The sequence below is a fragment of the Flavobacterium psychrotrophum genome (assembly GCF_003403075.1).
Classification (GTDB): domain Bacteria; phylum Bacteroidota; class Bacteroidia; order Flavobacteriales; family Flavobacteriaceae; genus Flavobacterium; species Flavobacterium psychrotrophum.
The window spans coordinates 434,289-455,874 of sequence record NZ_CP031557.1 but is presented as its reverse complement, the minus strand read 5'-3'; the positions used below and the strand labels follow the sequence as shown (position 1 = coordinate 455,874).

Below are 21,586 nucleotides of genomic sequence, written 5' to 3'. Positions count from 1 at the left end.
CAACTACATTACACCACCTTTAAATTAAGAACAATGCTACATTACCATACTTCTGTTTAATGTTTACGCAACGTAAACGAAATAGCATACCGTTAACAATTAGGTAAAGAAAAAGCCTCGCAATAGTATTGCGAGGCTTAATTGCGAGATGCGAACTCCCTTTAAAAAATTATTTTGGCATCAATACTGTGTCAACCACATGTATAACACCATTACTCTGGTTAACGTCTGCAATAGTAACTTTTGCTTTTCCTCCTTTTTCGTCAATTACCCAAAGGTCTTTTCCATCCATTTTAAACCATAGCTTGCCACCCTGTACGGTCTTAGCTTCATAAGAGCCATTGCCTTTTTTAATGGCTGCAGCAATATCTGCAGCACTCCATTTACCGGCTACCACATGGTATGTAAGTACAGACGTAAGCATTTTTTTATTCTCCGGCTTAAGCAGGTTGTCTACAGTACCTTTTGGTAATTTATCAAAAGCTGCATTTGTAGGTGCAAAAACCGTAAATGGCCCTTTGCCACTAAGTGTTTCTACAAGGCCAGCTGCTTTTACTGCTGCAACAAGTGTAGTGTGATCTTTAGAGTTAACGGCATTCTCTATAATATTTTTTGTAGGGTACATGGCCGCGCCACCTACCATTTTTGTCTGCGCTACTGTAGCGCCACTAATAAACATTGTAAAAGCAACAATTGCTGCTGATAAAAATTTTGGAGTTTTCATGATCTGTTTGTTAAAGATTATAGGGACATATACGCCCGAAGACAAACCACGGTTTTTAGGGAAGTTGAATTTTAGAAAAGATTAACTACAGCACAATATTTTTAAGAAAAAATAAGGAAGACTAACCTCTAACTTTGATACTACACAACAATAAACCCCAAATTAATTATCTTATGAAAACACTATTATTATTTCTACTGATTTGCAGTACAGGATTTTCTCAGGAACTTGTAGCAACAAGAACCGGATTAGCTTCTAAGAAAGATATTACTCAAAATTATGTTGTTTTAAATTTCGACGGAATATCTTCCGATTCGCTATACGCAAGGACAAAAAAATATATTCAAAAAAGATATGCCGGAGTAAGAGACGTTGTTAGCAGCGATGACCAAAACAGGACAATAACTATTGAAACAGCCAATAACGGTATTAAAAGCGTTAAAAAAAATGGCACTGAAACCGTATATCTGGCCGATTATAAAGCTAATCTTGAAGTTAAAGAAAGTATGCTAAAAATTACTTATTCAAATATTGAGATTTACACCGAAGTAAAGGATGGAGAAAAAACACGTTTCCCGTTTGATTCTTACTGGAATGCTAAAGGAAAAGTTGTTGATGCAGAAACAAAAAAAATTGTCGAAGATAATTTTAATGCCTCTATAAGGATTTTAGCTAATGAACTGAAAAAAGAGGATGGAGCAGCCAAAACGAGTTGGTAGAATTATTTGCAAAAACCAAAATGTATGTTTTTTCTGACCTAAATGTATTGCTTCTTTTTAAGTACCATGCAAAAAAATTTGTTGCTAACATAGCATAGTTTTACTCCAAATATATAACAAAAAAACCTCCGCATTACTGCGGAGGTTTTTACTATTTTTCTACTTGTATTTTTTCATCAAGCCATGGCTTTATCTTAACAATCTGGTCGCCTTGCATTACTACAAGCGGACTATTCATCCTCTTTTTAAAAGCCAAAAGATCATCGTGAACTTTTGCCAGCGCGTCAACAATTTTTTGCTGATGCGGGGTTCGTTTACTCTCTTCCATGTAACCTCTTTATTTTATCAAATCTTTTATTATCTAAAATTGTCAACTTGTGATTTTTAATTTTTTCCGCAACAGCAACCGAATAGTCTCTCGAATTATCTACAACAATTACTTCATCTACAATATCTATATAAATACTAAATAAATTCTTTATCCCGCCCATATACCTTCGCCTTATTACATCTTCCGGAATATTGTGCCCTCCTTCTGATACACGGGTTGCTACCCGGGTTATAGCCATATCTACATTTTCAAGCCAAAAAAACAGCAGTGTAACTTTATAGCCACTTTGCTGCGCTTCAAGTATTTTAGACTTATAGCTTTTAGTGGCCAGTGTTGTTTCTATGGCAAAAGTCTTACCCTCTTTTAAAAGTTCGTTAATACGATTAAGCATTATGCGGCCGGCTTCAAAAGCAACTGTTTCAGGTTGAAATGGTGAGAGCCCTCTGGCGATTTCATCTGCATTTACAAACTCTTTACAATTTAATATTTCAGGTAATATGGTAAAGGATGCTGTTGTTTTCCCGGCACCGTTACAGCCTGCAATAACATAAAGTGTTTTTTCCATTGTAACAAATATAACAAAAAAACCTCCGCATTACTGCGGAGGTTTCTGTATTTAAAATGGTTGTAAGAGATTATTTGTTGTTCTCTCCTCTTTCCATTCTTTCTTTCAGCTCAGCTAATACGTCAAGGTCACCAAGAGTGCTCTTTTCTGCATTGTTGCTAGAAGATGAAGTATTGTTGTTGTTTTCAGACTGAGACCTGTAGTTTTTCTCTTCCTCATCCTTAAATGTGGCAGTGTGAGAAGCTACAACACGCTTGAATTCTTTGTTGAACTCAATAACTTTGAAATCAGCAGATTCGCCTTTTTTAAGTTTTTTTCCGTCTTCTTTCTCAAGGTGGCGTGCAGGTATGAAGGCAACGATATCGTCTCCAAATTCTACAGTAGCACCTTTGTCCACAATTTCAGATATCTCACCTGTATGTACAGTACCTACAGCAAAGCTATCTTCATATTTATCCCAAGGGTTAGCCTGAGTTTGTTTGTGTCCAAGAGAAAGTTTACGTCCGTCAACATCAAGTTCAAGAACTACAACATCAAGTTTATCACCTACGTTTACAAACTCACTTGGGTGCTTAATTTTCTTAGTCCAAGAAAGGTCTGAGATGTAAATAAGACCGTCGATACCTTCTTCAAGCTCAACGAATATACCAAAGTTTGTAAAGTTTCTCACGATACCTGAGTGGCGAGAGCCTACAGGGTATTTAGAAGTGATATCAGTCCATGGGTCTTGAGAAAGTTGTTTGATACCAAGAGACATTTTACGGTCTTCCCTGTCTAGTGTAAGGATAACTGCTTCTATCTCATCACCAACTTTAACAAAATCCTGAGCAGATCTTAGGTGCGTAGACCAAGACATTTCAGAAACGTGGATAAGTCCTTCTACACCTTCAGCAACTTCGATAAATGCACCGTAGTCAGCAATAACTACTACTTTACCTTTAACTTTGTCACCTACTTTCAGGTTGCCGTCAAGAGCATCCCACGGGTGTGGGTGTAGTTGCTTAAGACCAAGCTGGATACGTGTTTTCTCGTCATCAAAGTCAAGAATAACAACGTTAAGTTTCTGGTCAAGTTCAAGAACTTCACTTGGGTGGTTAATACGGCTCCAAGAAAGGTCAGTGATGTGGATAAGACCGTCAACACCTCCAAGGTCGATGAATACACCGTAAGAAGTAATGTTTTTAACAACACCTTCAAGTACCTGGCCTTTTTCAAGCTGCCCGATGATTTCTTTTTTCTGAACTTCGATATCAGCTTCGATAAGAGCTTTGTGAGATACAACAACGTTTTTAAATTCGTGGTTGATTTTCACAACTTTAAACTCCATAGTTTTGTTTACATACTGATCGTAATCCCTGATAGGTTTTACGTCTATCTGAGAACCTGGAAGGAATGCCTCGATGCCGAAAACGTCAACGATCATACCACCTTTAGTCCTGCACTTAACGAAACCATTAACGATCTCGCCAGTTTCATTAGCATTGATAACCCTGTCCCAAGCCTTGATAGTACGTGCTTTCTTGTGAGAAAGAACTAACTGGCCTGATTTGTCTTCGCGAACGTCGATAAGTACTTCTACTTTGTCACCCACTTTAAGACCTGGGTTGTAACGGAATTCGTTAAGAGAAATAACACCTTCCGACTTAGCGTTGATATCAACAATTGCATCCCTGTCAGTGATTCTTACTACTGTACCTTCTACTACTTCGTCACTGTCAGTCGAGATGAAAGTTTTCTCAACAAGAGTTTCAAATTCCCTTAGGTTTTGCTCATCTACCGGGTCAATACCTTCTTCAAAGTTATGCCAGTTAAATTCCTGTAGAAACTCTTCGTTTGTTTTTGTTTGTTCAGACATGCTGATCCTTAAAATTTGTATCCTGCGTTTTATACGGGTTAAAAGCATAAATAAAACAGCAGAAGCGTTTTACATAAAAAATGATTTTAAAATCCTTATCGTAACCCATTATGCCGAAAAGGTGCGCAAAATTACAACTATTTTAATGATTAACAAACAATTATTACATCAATAAGGTGCAAACAGCAGTTAATATTTCTTTAAAACCAGAATGTTTTGTTACAGCTATAACTTTTATCAAATAAATAGTATTCATGTTTTTTGAAAAATATTTTTTAATTACCTTGTGGGGCAATTAAAAAAGAAAATTAAGTGCAATAAAACTTAATTTTAATTATGATTACCTCAAACCAACAAAAAATATTTAGCAGTTTCCGGGTTAACAAAATAGCGTTTTTATTAGTAACGCTTTTGTTTGTGTTAACTACCGGCGCGCAAACTATTGCATTACAGGCAACAGCAACACCCGAAACCTGCACAGGTAATGGCACCCTCACCTTTAGCGCTACCGGCGCTGTACAACAGGGTACTATAAATTACAAAATATATAAGCTTCCAAACGTTAGTATTGCCATTTATGACGGTCCTTCAGGTACACTCTCAGGGCAACAGGCAGGCACCTATAAAGTAGTAGCAACCCAAACTCTTAATGGCATAAACCAGACAGGTGAAGCAACTGTTGAGATAGAAAATAAAGTTGTTTTGTTTAGCTTTACAGCACTGGCTACAGATGCCGTGTGCGGAAATGACGGCACAATAAGTGCAACTACAACAACAGGCACAGCGGTTAGCTATGAAATAATATCAGGCCCTGTTACCGCGCCTGCCCAGGCATCTAACACATTTCAAAACCTGCCCACCGGATTTTACATGATCAAGGCTACAGATGCCTGCGGAAGCGCACCGGTAGTATCTTTAAATGTTTTTTCTAAAGCACCTGTTCTTAACATTGGCCCGGCCAAATTTCCAGACTCTGCATTACCAGATTGTAATCATATAACAGTAGGCAACCCCATTACACATCTTACAACCCCTGTTATTGCATATCCTCTTACTGCCACATTTACAGTATATCCTCCCGACGGAGGGGCATTACAGCATTTCACACAAACAATTACAACCGGCAGTGACGACTATGAGGTAATAGAACAGGTAATTCCTTTTTATTATGACACCCCTTACTATTATGATCTGGTAGTTACTGATCCTTGCGGAAATAACTATTCGCTACCACAAAACCTTGTTAAAGAAAAACTATACGCTTTTTTAAATTTTGACGATGTAGGCTGCAACAAAGTAGTACTGTTATCTCTTGATAAGTTTGTACCTCCTTACAATGCATCTTTCATACAGTCACCTCCCGGTTTTTTCCCGGCTTCTCTTAATTCTTTATATCCCGGGCCTTTTAACGATGTACTCAACATCTTTGGCGATGAGCAAAATGGTGTACCAAACGGCACCTACGAAATAAAAATTACCGATGCCTGCGGAAATACCGCTACTGCAAAAAAGGAACTTTTGCCTGATCCTGATCCTGTAGCAAACGGGAGCGCTTCTAACAGCGACTGTATTAACAATCTTGGGTCAATAACTGTAGCAATTGCTCCACGCGAAATACAAACCATAAAAATCACAAGTGCACCGCCAGAATACATTACAATGTACAGCGCCACACTACCACAAGACGTAAGCGCATTTGTTATCCCTGCCGAAGGGCTTAAACTTGACAGGCTACCTCCGGGAACTTATATTTTTGATGTTTATAACACCTGCGGCTATCATTACAAACCGCCTACTGTTGTGGTTGTTCCAGACTATACCTTTTCTACAATTGCCGTATTACAACGCCAGGATTGTGCCCCCGGTATGGGCACTGTAATGCTTACTAAAAATTTAACGGCTGCCAGCATTACAGCCGCACCGGCAGCTTACAGCCAATTGTTACCACAAAACATTTCTAATCTTATTAATCCGGATGGCGACGTTTACCTTGAAGGAATACCGCCGGGCAATTATACCTTTTCACTCACAAATGCCTGTGAGGGTACCGTAACAAAAAGCATTGCCATAGTAGGAAATGAAATTTCGCGTAATGATTTTACCTATACGCCTTACTGTGGTTCTTTTGACCTCGAAATGTACCACACAGGTACTCCCACAGCATCAGTAAAATTTTGGCTGCAGCGCGAATACGGAGCAGGCACCGGTATTTGGGGGCACCCTGATGGCAGTATGCAATATGATGGTACTATTATAAGCGCAACAAATAGCATAGCCCTTACAAACAATACCCTAACATACAGCCTTATGTACCCAACAGGCCATTACAGGGTATTAAAAACATATAGGGCTTTTAGCACGGCAGCAACTGATGGTATTAAAGACTGTACAGAACCCATTTATGACTTTTCTTACTATAACGACCTTAAGGTTTTAGGCGCTGAATTGCTTAACTGCGGCGGCAGCACCGCCAATATCAGGATAAATACCGAAGGTGTATCTCCTATGACCTATACCATTACTCACAAAAACAACATACCGTTTACCCTAAATAACGGAAACAACAGTACATTTAACGGGCTCGACCCTGCCATTTATACAGTAAAGGTACAGGATCCGTGCGGGCATGATGAAACACTGGTTTTTAATGTATCTAACCTGCCTCCTCCCGTTAACGCTTATCCCGCAGCAGACCTGACACAATGTGATGCAGGTAACGACCTTGTCGAATCATATGACCTTTCTCAACAAGACAACATAATAAGAGGCAGCCAAACAGCAGCTAACGTAAACATATCCTATCATTTCTCACTGGCCGATGCTTCACAAGGCATAAACCAGATTGGCGCAAATGCTACGGTTTCAGGCATTACAACCATTTATGCAAGGGCAACACTAATTAACACACCTGCATGTTATGCAATAAACACGTTTAGGTTAGTGCCACTCCGGATGCCTGAACTCACCATGAACCAAAACCAGCATGGATGCGAAGGTCAGCCCAATGCCCTTATAGCAGATAGCGGTTATATAATGTATGAATGGTCTACCGGAGAAACCACGCAAAGTATTTACCCTGAGCATGCCGGAGATTATACCATCACGGTTACCAATAGTAATTTATGTACCGATGCTAAAACCATTACACTTACTACCACAGCAGCAGCAGCGATAAAACAGGTAGATATTACTGACTGGACCGAAATGGATAACACCATAACCATAACCGCAGGCTCTGCAGGAGCTGCTCAAGAACATATAGAATATTCACTTGATAACTACATCTGGCAGGATAGCAACATTTTCAGCGGATTGCCTCCCGGAAAATATACTGTTTATGCAAGAGATAAACTGGGATGTGGCGGCGATGGACCGGTAATTACCTACCTACTCTCCTATCCTAAATATTTTACACCAAATGGCGACAATATAAACGAAACCTGGCGTATAAAATTCTCATCCATAGCAGAACCGGATCTTATGATATACATTTATGATCGCTTTGGTAAACTTATTACAGGTTTAAGAACCGATAGCGAAGGCTGGGATGGTACATTAAACGGATCTCCGCTACCAAGTACTGACTATTGGTTTGTAGTACATCGACAAGATGGCAAAGAATATCGCGGGCATTTTGCACTTATTAGGTAACTTTGCCGTAAATAAAGTAGATTATGAAAGACCTTTTTGGCAAAGCAATACTGGACTACCAAACCGGAAACACCCCAGAAGACATCATTACAGAAACATCTATTAGCGAAGAAGATGAAATGGATGTTGCATATCTGTTCAGGAACTTCGAAGATATGCCCGCTATTGAGCAAAAAGCAATGGAGCTTGCAAAAGGCGCAGTACTGGATGTAGGATGCGGTGCCGGAAGCCATAGCCTCTACCTGCAAAATAAAGGACTTACCGTAACAGCGATAGACATTTCTGAAAGCGCCATTAAAGCCTGCCAACTGCGCGGCATTAAAAATGCTTTTACCGAAGATATCCGTGTTTTAACTACCGCCAATAAATATGATACTATACTTTTACTAATGAATGGTACGGGTATATTTGGCAAACTCAAAAATGTATCTGCATACCTGCAAAAATTAAAGTCGCTGCTTAATACGGGCGGGCAAATACTAATCGACTCCTCTGACATTATTTATATGTTTGACGAAGATGAGGATGGCGGCAAATGGATACCCGCCGAAGGCTACTATGGCGAAGTTACCTTCAGCATTCGCTACAAAGGCCAGCAGGAAGAAGATTTTGACTGGCTGTATCTTGATTATAACACTCTCCAGAACGCAGCACACGCCAACGGGCTTCAATGCGAACTTGTTACCGAAGGAGAACACTTTGATTATCTCGCAAAATTATATGTATAAAAAATGCCGGCTTTAGCCGGCATTTTCATTGCAACGCAATAAATGATTATTGCATATATTTCATCATAAGGCCTTGTATTTCCATGCCTATTTCCTGAGAATCCTGTATGCTTGTTTCAGCCTGCTTTACTGCTTTTTCAGACATTTTTTTACCAAGCGGCGACTCATAAAATTTAATAAGCTGCTTTACTTCATCATGTGTAAACTCTTTTAGGTAAAAAGCTACCTGTTTTTCCCTTACAGGTTTTATAATAGCGTCAAACTCTTTCCCAAAGGCTTCTTTTTTTGCAGCAGGAATCATATCCACAACCTGTTTTTTAGCAACATCCATTTGAGAGTTTGCTCCGGCAAGCTGTATTAGTTTTTCTACATCGGTTTTAAAAGCTGCATCTTGTGCTGTAGCAAAGTTTGCCACAAATAAAAATGCAACTGCAAAAAGTAACTTTTTCATTTTGTTTGGTATTTGTAGTTTATAATTTGTTTACGGTATATTCAGGTATTTATGCGTTTGTAGCGATACCCTCCATTTAGGATTTTCCATCACATAATCTACTATAAGCGGCGTCATGGCTTCTTTTTTGCTCCATTCCGGTTGCAAAAAGAGTATGGCATTATCATTTACTTTAGCTGCCTGCTCTTCGGCAAAAATAAAATCGTGCTTATTATGTATGATAACCTTAAGCTCATGCGCATGGGCATATACCTCTTCGGTTGGTAACTTATTTTTTTTTGGCGAAAGGCAAATCCAGTCCCAGTCCCCGCTAAGCTTATACGCTCCTGATGTTTCGATATGCACACGCATTCCGGCTTCTTTTAACGATGCCGTAATGGGACCCATATCCCAGGTAAGCGGTTCCCCACCGGTAATAACAATAGTTTTGGCATATTTTGTAGCAGATGCCGTGATGTCTTTTATGTCAGTTGGCGGATGCAGGTCTGCGTTCCAGCTTTCCTTTACATCGCACCAGTGGCACCCTACATCACAACCGCCTACGCGTATAAAATAAGCTGCTGTACCGGTATGAAAACCTTCACCCTGTATGGTATAAAACTCTTCCATTAGCGGAAGCATTACTCCCTTTTCTACAGCCAGCTGCAATTCCTTCTTCAACATTTTGTATAAAAAATAGGCCGCAAAGATACGCAATTAATTTACGCCCTGTGTTAAAATAGTAAGGCCCCGCATTAGCAGGGCCTTAACCATATATTTTACAATGTATTATTTAAGCTTTGCAAGCTCTCCTTTTACATAGCTGTCTGTTGGTGCTATGGCAAGAGCTTTTGTAAAGTAATCTTTAGCCTTAGCTTTATCTGTAACAACATAGTAAGCACCGGCATCAGAATAAGCTTCTAAAAGGTTTTTAGAAACCGCTGGTTTAGCTGTTTCAGCAGCACCTTTACCTGTAACTATAGTAATGTATGAGTCATAGCTTTTTGCCATTTCTGCATACCCTTCGTTAGTCTGTAGGTTTTTGTTTATCCTGGCTTTGAAAAGGAATGCGTCCTGGGCATCCGGAGAAAGCTCAATTACCTTATTAAGTGCAGCATCTGCTTTCTTTAGCTGCTCGCCATTTAGTTTCTTGTCAGCATCAGACTTGTTTACATGACCATAGTAGATTGAGTAAGCAAGGTAGAAGTTGTCATAAAACGCATTCTTGTTATTTGGGTTGGTAGTAGCCACCTCAAACACTACAGCCGCAGGGCCATATAGTTTTTGGGTAAACAGCTTTTTACCAATCTCATTAAACTCAGCAGTAATATCAATATCAGTTTCAGCAGCTTTTTTAATATCGGCAATAGCCTCATCAAAAGAAGCCTGGTTTGTAATGATGCTGTTTCCCTTATCGTCTTTACCTACAGTGGTAGCCAGTTTAGCAAGGCCAAGATACAGGTAATCTCTCGCAATAACACGCTTAGGTTCTACCTTAGCAATAAATTCTTTCATTGCAGTAACACTCGCTTCATAATTACCATTCTCATAAGATGAGTACGCCAGGTAACGCAGTATACGAGGGTTAACCTTATCCATCTGCTGCATTGCCTTAGCCTCTGTTTCAAGCGCCTTATAGTCGCCTGTTAAAAGAAGGAAGTCAGCATACCTCATACGAGAGTTAAGTGAATAGTCGGTAAGGCTCATATACTTTCTGTAGAATTCAAGTGCCTTTGCGTTATATTCAGGCTTCTTAGCATAATCTACATTACCCCACTTGTAATATGTTTCAGCAAGCTCACGGTAAACCGGGCCATAGTTAGGGCTTTTAGCTACAATGCCTTCAAAGAATTTAACCGCCTCCGGAAACGCAGCACCTGTATTCTTGGTAATAACACCAAGCTGTAGTTGCGCCCTTAGTAATGATGGGTCAAGTTCAGAAGCTGTACGGTAGTTCTTATATGCATTGTTTTGGTCGCGGTCACGGTAGTATGCCTCACCAAGGTAAAGAAACGCCTGCGCATTCTTAGCATCTTTAGCTACAGCTTTGTTTAGTGTAGCAACAGCTTTCTTATAATCCGGCTTTTCAGCATAGATAAATGCGCGGCCTATATAAATAAGCTGCTCAACATCTTTCTTTTTAAGCTCTTTTTCTACAGCATCAAACTTGGCCTGTGCTCCGGCAGCATTACCGGCATTAAGGTCGATCTGGCCAAGGCCGATATTGTTATAATCAGCATTGTTCTTAACCGCTTTACCTTTATTGAAGTAAAGTGCCGCAGAATCCTGCTCTGTTTGCGTAAGGTAAATATCGCCAAGCAAAAAGTAATTTTTACCTTCATCTGGGGCAGATGAAATAAGCGATTTTAATGTTGTTTTAGCCTTTTGGTATTGTTCGGCATCAATTGCTTTCTTAGCCTCGTTTGCATCTTGCGCGTTTGCCATTGTAACAAGCAACAATGACGCACCGAGGAATTTAAATTCTTTCATTTTGGTCATTTTAATTTCTCCTTTGTACTATTTAGTAGTTAATTATTTTACTATTTCAATTTCCCTTGGCGGGATGTTTACCGGCACCAGTCCTGATTTGAGGATTATCCTTTGTCCGTCGGGTGCTACAATGTAATTTGCAAATCCCATGCCTAAGCCTTGTTTGCCCTGATAATTTAACAGGTACACATTGCGTGTAAAAGGGTACAAACCTGCAGCTATATTGCTTTGCGATGGTTTATAATATTCTGTACCTGCCACTCCTTTTTTAACATTATTGACGCCAAGAACACGCACATTTTTTATGCTTTGTTCTAATTCTACAGGTGGTTGTACCAGCCAATTCACACCTATAACGCCAATAGCACCGGGATTGTTATCTACAAATGTAAGTACTTCGGCAGTATTTTTAAGGGAATAAACATTTTTTAACGGGATTTTATCTACACCTGTTTTAGCCATAAGGTATGATACTGTACTACTGTTAGCACTGTCAAACACCAACTGCTTAGCCGAAGATGTCTCCTCCCCTTTCATTATCCTGTAAACATCATCAATTCTCAGCACCGTATCTTTTGCCGTGCGCGATGCTACAAAAGCAATACCATCTGTAGCAAATAACGTAGTACGCGGCTTGATACCTACTTTAGCAAAATGCGCCTCTTCACCTTCGGTAAGTGTGCGCGTTAATATTGCTACACTGGCAGAATCATTAAGTAATGCGTTTACAATATCGCCCTCGTTACGGTTCACCTGTGTAATTTTTGCATTGGCATAAATACTCTGAAACACAGCAAGCACATCTTCAACAATGGGCTGAACAGTATTATCAGCCTGTATGGTAAGTGTACCGGCCAGCATGGTTTCTACCGGCTGCTTATCACTTGTTGTCTTGTCATTACAGGAAATAAAAATTCCGAATCCAAGGAAAGACACAACAAACAATGCTGGGATTATCTTTTTCATATTATATTTTTTTTGGAGGCTCTGCACTTTTAAGGTTGATAGTAATGGGTATAACATAAGAACACCTTACGGGTAGCCCTTCTTTATATCCCGGTGTCCATTTCTCGGGGCAAAGCTTAAAAACCCGTACTGCCTCATCTCCCATTCCATAACCAGGATCCCTCAATACCTTTATATCTGTAAGAGTACCATCTTTTTCTACAACAAATGACAGCAAAATTTTAGCCTGCATTTCCTTATCCACATCCGGAACATGAAAATTATCACCAATAAAACTATAAAATTCTTTAATCCCTCCCGGATAGCCAGGCTGCACATCGAGCACCGAAGTGCTGGCAATATAATCTGCAAGTGGTAAGGCTGATGTTTTTGAAGGATCTGTAATTTGCTGTGCAGATGCTGCACCAGCAAATAAAATAAAAATCAGCGGTATAAAAAATGCTTTCATTATCGGTCGTTTCTTGATTGCCATAAACGTATGAACCTGAAAACACCATATACCATAAGCAATATGCCAAACATAAGCCTGCCATTTGCTGAAATGTTTAACGGAAAGTAATCCGTAAAGATCAATATGTAACCTAAAGATACATAAATCAGAAAAAACGCTATGCCCAAAACAAACAGAAATCGCCCGTTGAGCGATTTCTGTGAGTGGTAGCGTTGCCGTCTGTAAGATGCCATCGCTGTATTTTATTATGATTTAATATTAATCGTAATAGGCAGGTTATAAGAAGCCCTTACCGGTTTACCGTTCTGTATACCCGGAGACCATTTGGTCTTAACCGATTTAAGAACGCGCATTGCTTCTTTACCAAGTCCGTAACCCGGATCCCTAAGCACTTTAATATCTGTAAGTGTACCGTCTTTTTCAACTACGAATGATACGTAGATCCTTGCGGTCATGTCCTGGTCTACTTCAGGAATCCTGAAGTTTTTCTGAACGTAACCAAGGAAAGCTGCTATACCACCCGGGAATTCAGGCTGCACCTGAAGACCTGCTGAGTTATAGACTTGGTTATCCGGCACTTCTACACCTTTATCAAGATCTCCTGAAGGCTTACCAATGTTGATATCACCTGTAGGACTGGCCTCTGCGTTACGAGAACTTGGGTCAGCATCTTTAAACTGCTCTTGCTTAGGCGGATCTTCAGGAACATCTTCCTTCTTAGCCGCCTCAAGAGGCTTAAATTTAACCTCTTCCACTATCGATTTTGGAGCCTGATAAGCTTCAACCGGTGGTGGTGGTGGTGGTAATATCTCAACCGGTGGTTCCGGTATATCCATTACTTCAATAATTTGTTCTTCTTCCTGCTTAGCCGTTTCATCTTTAGGCAATTTGCTAATGATAACCGGTGCGCCTATGGCAGCAGCGAAAAACACAGAACCCAGTATAAGGGCTACTACAGTTGTTTTAGGATTTTCTGACCTTAGCTTGTAAGCACCGTAATTTTTGTTACGTCCTTCAAAAACAAGGTCAATCCACTGTTTATTAAATATATCTAGTTTTGACATAATTTACTTATATTTTGGTTAAACGCCAAAGCTTAATATAAATCCGTTTTCTTCAACAGGTCAATCTCCGCCGGTGTAATATCACCTATAGCATATAACTGCACTTTGTTGATTGCCATCTCGTCCAGGATATCTACAAGGTTTTTGTAGTTAGCTGCATCGCTTGCCTTGATGTTTACAATAAGGCCCTCATCAGGCTTATCCGCATTTTGCTTTGCAAATGCGGTATTCTTAAGAATATCTTTCCTGATGCTATTTTTACCATAACCAGCCTCTGTTGGCGGTATGATTGGAGTTTCAAATTTCCCCATATACCATAAAAGCCTGTTATCTTTACCAATAAGTATGGTCATCATCCTCTTTTCAGGGATTGGCGTATTTTTACTTGTTGGATCTTCAGTTTTATCCGGCATAGCCAAAGGCATCGACTGTGGTTTTGACAGCGTAGTGGTAAGCATGAAGAAGGTAATAAGAAGGAAAGCCAAATCTACCATCGCGGTAAGGTCTACCCCGGGGTTACTTTTTTTACTTCTTACCTTTTTGCCGTCGCCACCGCCACCGCCGGTATTTAATTCTGCCATTTTATATTACTCTTTATAATATTAAAAATCTTCGTTACGTAATCCTGTTACTAAAAAGAACCTGTTCTTGTTTTGTTTCTGCAGGATATCAATCACCCTCTTTACAGTGGTATAATCTTCTTTGGCATCACCTTTAATGGCAACATCCATATCCTTATAAACAACATCCTGCTCGCCACTTGCTATACGCTCGTCAAGAACTGCTTTTTCAGCTTCCCTTGCCTGCTTAACCCAGTCGCTTAGCTGGTCGTTGATACTATCATAAGGAATACCTTTTTGAAGGCCCGGAATATTTCTTTGTGCTGGTGTTTTATTTAACAAACCTTTAAGCTGGTTAAGCGGCACACCAAAACCATCCATACCTACAAAAGCATTTATTTCACTTGGTGTAAATGTCAAACCTTTTTCTTTGGCAATACGCTCTATGGTACCTTTACGGGCAGACCTTGGTATTGTAAAGAAAACCTGCTTCTCACCTATCGTAATTACAGCCACACCTTCCTCAGGAAGCTTAGACAGTACTGTAGATGCTGGCGGGTCAACCGGCTTTGGTTCCGGCTGTTTAGCAGTGGCAGTCATAACAAAGAACGAAAGCAGCAGGAACGCCACGTCGCACATTGCGGTCATGTCTATCCTTGTACTCTTCCTGTGTATTTTAACTTTAGCCATTATTATTTTTATTTTCTGACCGGCTTACAGAAAGCGCATCCATAAAGATACGCTTTCCTGCCTTATTATTTAAAACTTTTAACTCCCGGTATTAATTATGCGTTGTTAGCACGAGCCCTAAACCTTCTGTAAGTTTGAGTGATCGTGAAACCTGCCTCATCAATAGAGTAAGTAAGTTTGTCAATTTTAGTTGTGAAAAGGTTGTAAGCAATGATCGACACAGTAGAAGTACCAATACCAGTAGCTGTGTTAATAAGTGCTTCAGAGATACCTACTGCAAGCTGAGCAGAGTCTGGAGTAGAACCGGCACCCATCGCAGAGAACGCCTTGATCATACCAGATACTGTACCAAGAAGACCAACAAGTGTACCAATAGATACAAGTGTAGAAAGGATTACAAGGTTTTTCTCAAGCATTGGCATTTCAAGAGACGTAGCCTCTTCAAGCTCTTGCTGGATAGCAGCCTCAGCCCTTTCGCTGTCAAAACCTTCGCGTTTTACTTCTTCATATTTAAGAAGACCTGCTTTTACCACGTTTGCAACAGTACCTTGTTGCTTATCGCACTCAGCCATAGCCTCGTTAATGTTTGCATTTTTAATCTGAGCCTGTACTTTAGCAACAAACGTTTCGATGTTACCTTTACCGGCAGCTTTAGAGATTACAATAAACCTCTCAATAGAGAATACAAGAGCCATTAATAAAAGGCCAAGAAGTACGGCAACAATTACACCACCTTTATAAACTGTACCTAAAAATCCTAGAGGGTGACCTTCTGTAGTTCCACCTTCAAAGTTACCAGGGTCTCCCATGATAAATTTCCATACACCAAAACCTACTAAAAGACATATAACTATTGCAAGTCCTGCAAATATATTAGACCCCTTAGAACCTTCCTTTTTTTCAACTTTCTGAACAGATGCGTTTGCCATTTTTTTAAAAATTTAGTTTTCTGATTTTTTAATAATAGTTCTTATTTGTTAAATTTCTTTTTGCATAAGATTGGCAAATTTATATTATTAGGTGGTAAAAAAAAACAATTTAATTTCTTTTATCCATTCTTAACATTAATTTATTGTTCCATTTCTTAGCCTCACCCCATTTTTTGAAGGGTTTTCTTTAAGCAAAATCATTTTTTACCAAACATTCCCCATTATCCATTATTAAATTATTTGAATTAATACAGATTGCCTATAAATAACACAATTCTGAATATTTTATTGTGCTACTACTACGATTTAGTAAAATTAGCACTTTTTTAGTTGTAACCATGACCATAAGAGTGTAAAAACAGGCACTTCCTGTAAGCTTAAACCTACTTTAAAACACCAAATTTATTACAGAAAAACTATTTTTTAGATTTATTGCTTTATTGAGAAACATCTACAGGAGCATAGTCCTTAACTTCCCACTCCGGAGACAATAAATCTGCATAGTGGTAGTGCACCACATCATCCTTATCAAAGGCACCGTTTTTATTGATATCCTCCAGTGTACGGAAGTAAATACGGTTTTGCGCATCAATAACACTCCAGTCTACCAATTCCTGCACATCTCCTGACAGCTTTTTGAAACCCGCTCCACTTATATCACTTACATATAACGATTTTATATCGTTAGCATCTACCCTGCCATCCTGGTTAGTATCACTATCTACCAGCGCATACACCAATATTTGCTTTTTTGTCTTTTCTGCTATTGTATTAAGATAGGTAACCGTTTGTATCTGTAGCTTTTTATCTGTCAGCGGGCGCAATGCAGTAGAGTCTACGTGCTGAAATTTTATATTCTCAAAATAGCCCGTAATTTCAAAACGATTGTAGTTTGATATTGCATAGCTTACAGAACTGTTAGTACGGCTACTGCCATAACTACTTTTACTGTCATCATAAATGCGTATGTCGCCCACCGGGTGTATCAGGTATTTTGTACCCTCAAGGTGTATAGGCAAATCTGCCACCTTTATCTGGGTAGAATCTATTTTTTTAGGTGCAGCAGCCTGCTTCTCTTTATTGTAAATAACCTTTGGCTTTGGCTTGTCTTCTTTACAGCTTACCATAAGGGTTGCCGCAAGTGTACAGGCGAGTAGTGAATGTAGTTTCATATACGGGGTATGTATACCAAAAATAGGAAAAAGTTATTACAAATTATATTTTCGCGGTAAGCTTAACGCTAAATACGCGGCTTGTAAGGAAATTAGGAATACCATAAGAACTCTTGGTATACACATCGCGCACCCATGTATTGGTTATTGCATTCTGGTTATTAAAGAGGTTGAATATTTCAAGCCCCAGCGTAAGCTCTTTAAACGGAGCTTTCCAACTGTCCTGTTTAAGGTCTTTATTAAGTTTACTGTCGTTGCGGTCTACAAATACATAAGCAAAACCGGCATCGGCGCGGCGGTAATCGTTAAGACGTGTTTGGTACTTATACGAATCTGCATACGATGGCGAACCACCCGGCAGCCCGGTATTATATACCATATTAAGGTATACTCGCATATTAGGAATGTTAGGCACATAATCCTGAAACAATACGGCAAACTTCAACCTCTGGTCTGTAGGGCGGGCAATGTAACCTTTACCCTGGTAATTTTCTTCGGTTTTCATGTAACCCAGCGTTACCCAGGATTCTGTTCCTGGCACAAACTGGCCATTCATACGCACATCCATACCATAAGCATATGCTACAGCATCGTTGTTGGCACGGTAACGAATACGTACGTTTTCTAAGGTATAGGTATTAATGTTATCCATCTTTTTATAGTAGGCCTCAGTAACCAGTTTAAACGGACGTCCTTTCCATTTAAAGCTAAAGTCGTTACCTGCTACTATATGATACGAATTTTGCGCTTTTACATTAGGGCGCACCTGCCCAAGAGAGTCGCGGAGCTCACGATAAAATGGCGGCTGGCTATATACACCTCCGGATAAACGGAATAACATATCCATTTTCCAGTTTGGCTTTAAGGCCAGTTGCCCACGCGGGCTTACCACAACCTGGCTTTTACCCGGCTCGCTTGCGCCATCTACCTGCCATTGCTGCACACGCGCACCGGCATTCATAAATAACTTACTATTGCCCAGCATTGCCCTTCTGCTCCATTGCGCATAGCCCGAAAGGCGATTAATAACCACAAAATTAGTAGCACGTACATTTTGGTACGGCACCAACGCTCCTGTATATGGATTATAAGGTTGGTCGTTTGGTACATAATCTACCACCGGAGGGCGGATAGAGAATCCGGCCGAATCAATTACCTCCCACTCTACAAGGCGGTCGCGAAAGTCTTCGCGGGTATATTTAGCGCCCCACTCTATACGGTTAGACCCTATATCATGTGTGCCTTTAACTTCTGCATTTGTTATTAGCGCATCAAGGTCGTTACGGGCATGATTAAGCTGTGAACCTACGGCACGGGCAAACTTTATATCACCAAAGGTGTCGCTACCTATGTTACTGTCTACATCGCCCAGGGCATACTGCGCAAGGATATCAAAATATTCCTGCTCCTGTGTATGATAAGCGGACCCAATAATTTTTATCTTAGAATTTTCAGATATGTTATAATCTGCGGTAAGCGCCCCGAAAAAGGTACGGTAGCGGTCTTTTTCCTGCCCGTCATATACTATTTGCAATGCAATAGGCTCTGACACGGTACCAAAATTGGTCTGGCGGAAATAAGGCTGGTAATTATAATTATTCTGGGCAATGTTGCCAATGAAATTGAATGACCATTTATCATTCGGCTTATAGTTTACTATACTCTGCACATCGGCAAAAGTTGGCTTGTAGTTGCTCTCTGTCTGCTGGCTGTTTACTAAAAGGCTGTTGTTACGGTAACGCCCGCCTACAATGGCACTCCATTTTTTATCTTTAGAAACACCTTCAAGAGTTAAGCTTCCGCCAAGAAAACTGGCCTCAAGCTGCGCGCCAAAACCTGTAGGCTTCCTATACGTAACATCTAAAACCGAAGACATTTTATCGCCATATTTTGACTGGAAACCACCTGCAGAAAAGTCTACATTCTGCACCATGGCTGTATTTGTAAAACTTAAGCCCTCCTGCTGGCCAGAACGCACAAGGAACGGGCGGTAGATCTCTACATCATTTACATACACCAGGTTTTCATCATAATTACCCCCGCGTACAGAATACTGTGTACTAAGATCGTTACTGCCACTGGCACCTCCCATTAATTTTATTATATTTTCAACCCCCTGATTAAGCCCCGGTATATTACGAATAACTTCCGGCTCTATAACGGTAATTGCCTGTACCGCTTTATGGTCAAAATTATCAATTTCGAGGGTTACCATCTGGGTACCTGCCTTAAAGTTGAATTCAGAACTTACCCCCGGCTTCATGTGTTCCATCTCTACAAAGAGTTCTCCCCTAAAGCTTTTGTGCGAAAACCAGACCACCACCTTACGCTCTACCGGAATTTCCAGTTTATAAAAACCGGTACGGTCGCTAAACGTTTCATGATGCCCGGTTATATCGTCATAATACACCTTTACACTTTCTAAAGGCTGGTCGCTCTCATCGAGGGCAATACCGTATATCATGGGTGGTTTTTGGGCAAATGCCGTACAGAAAAACAGCAATATTGTGAGCGTTATAAGCTTATTTATCGTTTTCAACAGGGTTAGTCTTTTTGTGTTCTGAAAAAATGAGTTTCAAAGGTAGTAGAATTTCCAACATTATCGGTAACCACAACTTTTAATTCGTTGCGGCCTTCATCTACTACACCATCGCTAAAATTGTGGAATATGGTACGCGTTTTATAATCATAGTGCATCAGCGCCCACTTGCCGTTTATAAAGGTATCGTAGGTAGCAATGCCCGAAAGGTCGTCGCTTATCTTCATGCCAATGGTATCTGCCTTAGTAAGCCACTCCCCTTCCTTAAAAGTGGCGCCAAATATTTTTGGAGGATTGGTGTCTTTAGCCAGCTTAAAATTGCCAAGTGTTTTTACTTTGGCGGTAAGGCGGCCATCATCCATAAAACTGGAATTGTAGCTAAAACGTTTACCGGCATAGCCCGCTATAAAGGTTTTTGCAAGTTCATCTTTGCTTAGATGGCTTACATCAAAAGATACCTGTACATACGAATGTACCGGCACCGTAGGGTGATGCAGGTAAAGCACAGAATCTTTTACGTCAAAATCCATATAAAAATCTTCATAAAAAGCGTGCGCGGGCACGAATACTGAAACGCCACCTTTAGTATAATTATTGTCGTTGGCAGATTTTACTAAATAAGGCGTAACGTGTTTTGGAACCATAACTGTACCCGGGGCATCGCTGTATTGTATACTACCGTTTACAAACGTCTTGTTGCCGTGGTAGTCGCTAACCTCAATGCGGTAGTTTTGGGTATCGCCCGGCACTACTTCAAACTGGCCGTCGCGCTGGTTGTGTTTTAGTAACGTAAGCGGATAAGGCGTTTGAATAAAAAGCTTCTGGTAGCGCTGGCCTGTATTGTAATAGCGCTCATAATCGATATAATTATTTACATAACGCGACTCGTCAAAAGCAAAGGTGTTAAACTCGCAGCTAAAGTTTGGTGCCCCGTTAAAAAGTAGCTCTGCCTTATAAATACCATTATTACCTGAACTTCCCGTAGATTTATCTGTAGCATTTACCGCGAAACCTATTTTCCCTTTGGCAGAAATCTTGTCGGCCAGGTAGCTACCGTCTTTTTGTGGGTGGATATTTATAAGCATTGGCACCTTAGAGCCATCTACCACTCCATTATCGCCCAGCGGATATACAAGTATACTATAGATTGTAGGCGGCTTAGGATCTTTCATTTTTTTGTCAAGCCCAAAAAGTAATGGATTGATGATCATTTCCGTCTTGGTATCGCGGTATTCAAAGTGCAGGTGAGGCCCGCCCGACCCTCCGCTGTTACCGGAAAATGCTACAATCTCTCCCTGGGTTACTGTAATCTCTCCCGGTTTTGGGAAAATTTCTATTTCAAATGATTTTTTCTCGTATTGTTTTTTGCGCACATACTCCTCTATCTTAGGCCCATACTTTAAAAGGTGCCCGTAAAGAGTGGTATATCCGTTAGGATGGTCGATATAAAGGGCTGTTCCGTAGCCGTAAGATGAGACTTTAATGCGTGAAACATAGCCTGAAGCAGCTGCATATACCGGATAGCCTGTTTTTTGGTTGGTACGGTAATCAAGCCCGGCATGGAAATGGTTGGTGCGCAATTCTCCAAACGTACCGGACGGATGCACAGGCAAATCCATAGGTGAACGAAAGTAATCCTGGGGATACTGTGTTTGCCCTGAAACGCTTAGCGATAAAAGAAGTAGTATATAGTAAAATCTCATAGGGCTAAAATATAAAAAT

Annotated in this window: 19 protein-coding genes; 3 read left to right on the top strand and 16 right to left on the bottom strand. The window is 40.2% G+C overall.

Annotated features, from left to right (window positions below):
* Positions 1–169: 169 nt before the first annotated feature.
* Positions 170–724 carry a fasciclin domain-containing protein gene (locus DYH63_RS01890; protein ID WP_116787185.1) on the bottom strand — a complete coding sequence of 185 codons (555 nt, stop codon included), beginning with the start codon at positions 722–724 and terminating at the stop codon, positions 170–172.
* Between the two features lie 173 nt (positions 725–897).
* Here DYH63_RS01890 and DYH63_RS01885 point away from each other — a divergent pair, with 173 nt between their 5' ends.
* The gene (locus tag DYH63_RS01885; RefSeq protein ID WP_116787184.1) at positions 898–1,443 is read left to right on the top strand and encodes a DUF4468 domain-containing protein; all 546 of its coding nucleotides are present in this window, start codon (positions 898–900) and stop codon (positions 1,441–1,443) included.
* Between the two features lie 151 nt (positions 1,444–1,594).
* Here the strand turns inward: DYH63_RS01885 and DYH63_RS21205 are convergent, their stop codons facing one another.
* From DYH63_RS21205 to rpsA, 3 genes are all read right to left on the bottom strand, one after another.
* A complete protein-coding gene (locus tag DYH63_RS21205) occupies positions 1,595–1,771 on the bottom strand; it encodes a hypothetical protein (protein WP_162926891.1) in 177 nt (58 codons plus the stop codon).
* Positions 1,758–2,339 (bottom strand): ATPase, encoded by a 582-nt coding sequence (locus tag DYH63_RS01880; RefSeq protein WP_116787183.1) that lies wholly within the window; start codon positions 2,337–2,339, stop codon positions 1,758–1,760. The genes DYH63_RS21205 and DYH63_RS01880 overlap by 14 nt, the downstream gene beginning before the upstream one ends.
* 70 nt (positions 2,340–2,409) lie before the next feature.
* Positions 2,410–4,194 carry a 30S ribosomal protein S1 gene (gene rpsA / locus DYH63_RS01875; protein WP_116787182.1) on the bottom strand — a complete coding sequence of 595 codons (1,785 nt, stop codon included), beginning with the start codon at positions 4,192–4,194 and terminating at the stop codon, positions 2,410–2,412.
* A 336-nt stretch (positions 4,195–4,530) separates the two neighbouring features.
* On the opposite strand from rpsA, the gene DYH63_RS01870 reads away from it, so the two are divergent.
* Both DYH63_RS01870 and DYH63_RS01865 read left to right on the top strand, forming a co-directional pair.
* Positions 4,531–7,845, top strand: a complete 3,315-nt coding sequence (locus DYH63_RS01870) for a T9SS type B sorting domain-containing protein (RefSeq protein ID WP_116787181.1) — start codon at positions 4,531–4,533, stop codon at positions 7,843–7,845.
* Between the two features lie 23 nt (positions 7,846–7,868).
* Positions 7,869–8,573 carry a class I SAM-dependent methyltransferase gene (locus tag DYH63_RS01865; protein WP_116787180.1) on the top strand — a complete coding sequence of 235 codons (705 nt, stop codon included), beginning with the start codon at positions 7,869–7,871 and terminating at the stop codon, positions 8,571–8,573.
* A 46-nt stretch (positions 8,574–8,619) separates the two neighbouring features.
* Here DYH63_RS01865 and DYH63_RS01860 read toward each other — a convergent pair whose 3' ends face one another.
* The 12 genes from DYH63_RS01860 to DYH63_RS01800 form a co-directional block, all read right to left on the bottom strand.
* A complete protein-coding gene (locus DYH63_RS01860) occupies positions 8,620–9,024 on the bottom strand; it encodes a DUF2059 domain-containing protein (protein WP_116787179.1) in 405 nt (134 codons plus the stop codon).
* 30 nt (positions 9,025–9,054) lie between these two features.
* The gene (locus tag DYH63_RS01855) at positions 9,055–9,687 is read right to left on the bottom strand and encodes a 7-carboxy-7-deazaguanine synthase QueE (protein ID WP_116787178.1); all 633 of its coding nucleotides are present in this window, start codon (positions 9,685–9,687) and stop codon (positions 9,055–9,057) included.
* Positions 9,688–9,792: 105 nt separating this feature from the next.
* Positions 9,793–11,493: a tetratricopeptide repeat protein gene (locus DYH63_RS01850; RefSeq protein ID WP_116790717.1), complete on the bottom strand. Its 1,701-nt coding sequence runs from the start codon at positions 11,491–11,493 to the stop codon at positions 9,793–9,795.
* A 42-nt stretch (positions 11,494–11,535) separates the two neighbouring features.
* Positions 11,536–12,459: a PstS family phosphate ABC transporter substrate-binding protein gene (locus DYH63_RS01845; RefSeq protein WP_162926890.1), complete on the bottom strand. Its 924-nt coding sequence runs from the start codon at positions 12,457–12,459 to the stop codon at positions 11,536–11,538.
* A gap of 1 nt (position 12,460) precedes the next feature.
* Complete coding sequence (locus tag DYH63_RS01840) at positions 12,461–12,907, bottom strand: energy transducer TonB (RefSeq protein WP_162926889.1); 447 nt, start codon at positions 12,905–12,907, stop codon at positions 12,461–12,463.
* 248 nt (positions 12,908–13,155) lie between these two features.
* Positions 13,156–13,974, bottom strand: coding sequence for an energy transducer TonB (locus DYH63_RS01830; RefSeq protein ID WP_116787174.1), 819 nt, complete (start codon positions 13,972–13,974; stop codon positions 13,156–13,158).
* 32 nt (positions 13,975–14,006) lie between these two features.
* Positions 14,007–14,555 carry an ExbD/TolR family protein gene (locus DYH63_RS01825; protein WP_116787173.1) on the bottom strand — a complete coding sequence of 183 codons (549 nt, stop codon included), beginning with the start codon at positions 14,553–14,555 and terminating at the stop codon, positions 14,007–14,009.
* A gap of 21 nt (positions 14,556–14,576) precedes the next feature.
* Complete coding sequence (locus tag DYH63_RS01820) at positions 14,577–15,224, bottom strand: ExbD/TolR family protein (RefSeq protein ID WP_116787172.1); 648 nt, start codon at positions 15,222–15,224, stop codon at positions 14,577–14,579.
* Positions 15,225–15,319: 95 nt separating this feature from the next.
* Entirely contained in the window at positions 15,320–16,153 is an 834-nt protein-coding gene (locus DYH63_RS01815) for a MotA/TolQ/ExbB proton channel family protein (RefSeq protein ID WP_116787171.1), read from the bottom strand.
* Between the two features lie 437 nt (positions 16,154–16,590).
* Entirely contained in the window at positions 16,591–17,325 is a 735-nt protein-coding gene (locus DYH63_RS01810; protein WP_116787170.1) for a hypothetical protein, read from the bottom strand.
* A gap of 43 nt (positions 17,326–17,368) precedes the next feature.
* Entirely contained in the window at positions 17,369–19,855 is a 2,487-nt protein-coding gene (locus DYH63_RS01805) for a TonB-dependent receptor plug domain-containing protein (protein WP_439952036.1), read from the bottom strand.
* A 14-nt stretch (positions 19,856–19,869) separates the two neighbouring features.
* A complete protein-coding gene (locus DYH63_RS01800; RefSeq protein WP_116787168.1) occupies positions 19,870–21,567 on the bottom strand; it encodes a M23 family metallopeptidase in 1,698 nt (565 codons plus the stop codon).
* Positions 21,568–21,586: the final 19 nt, after the last annotated feature.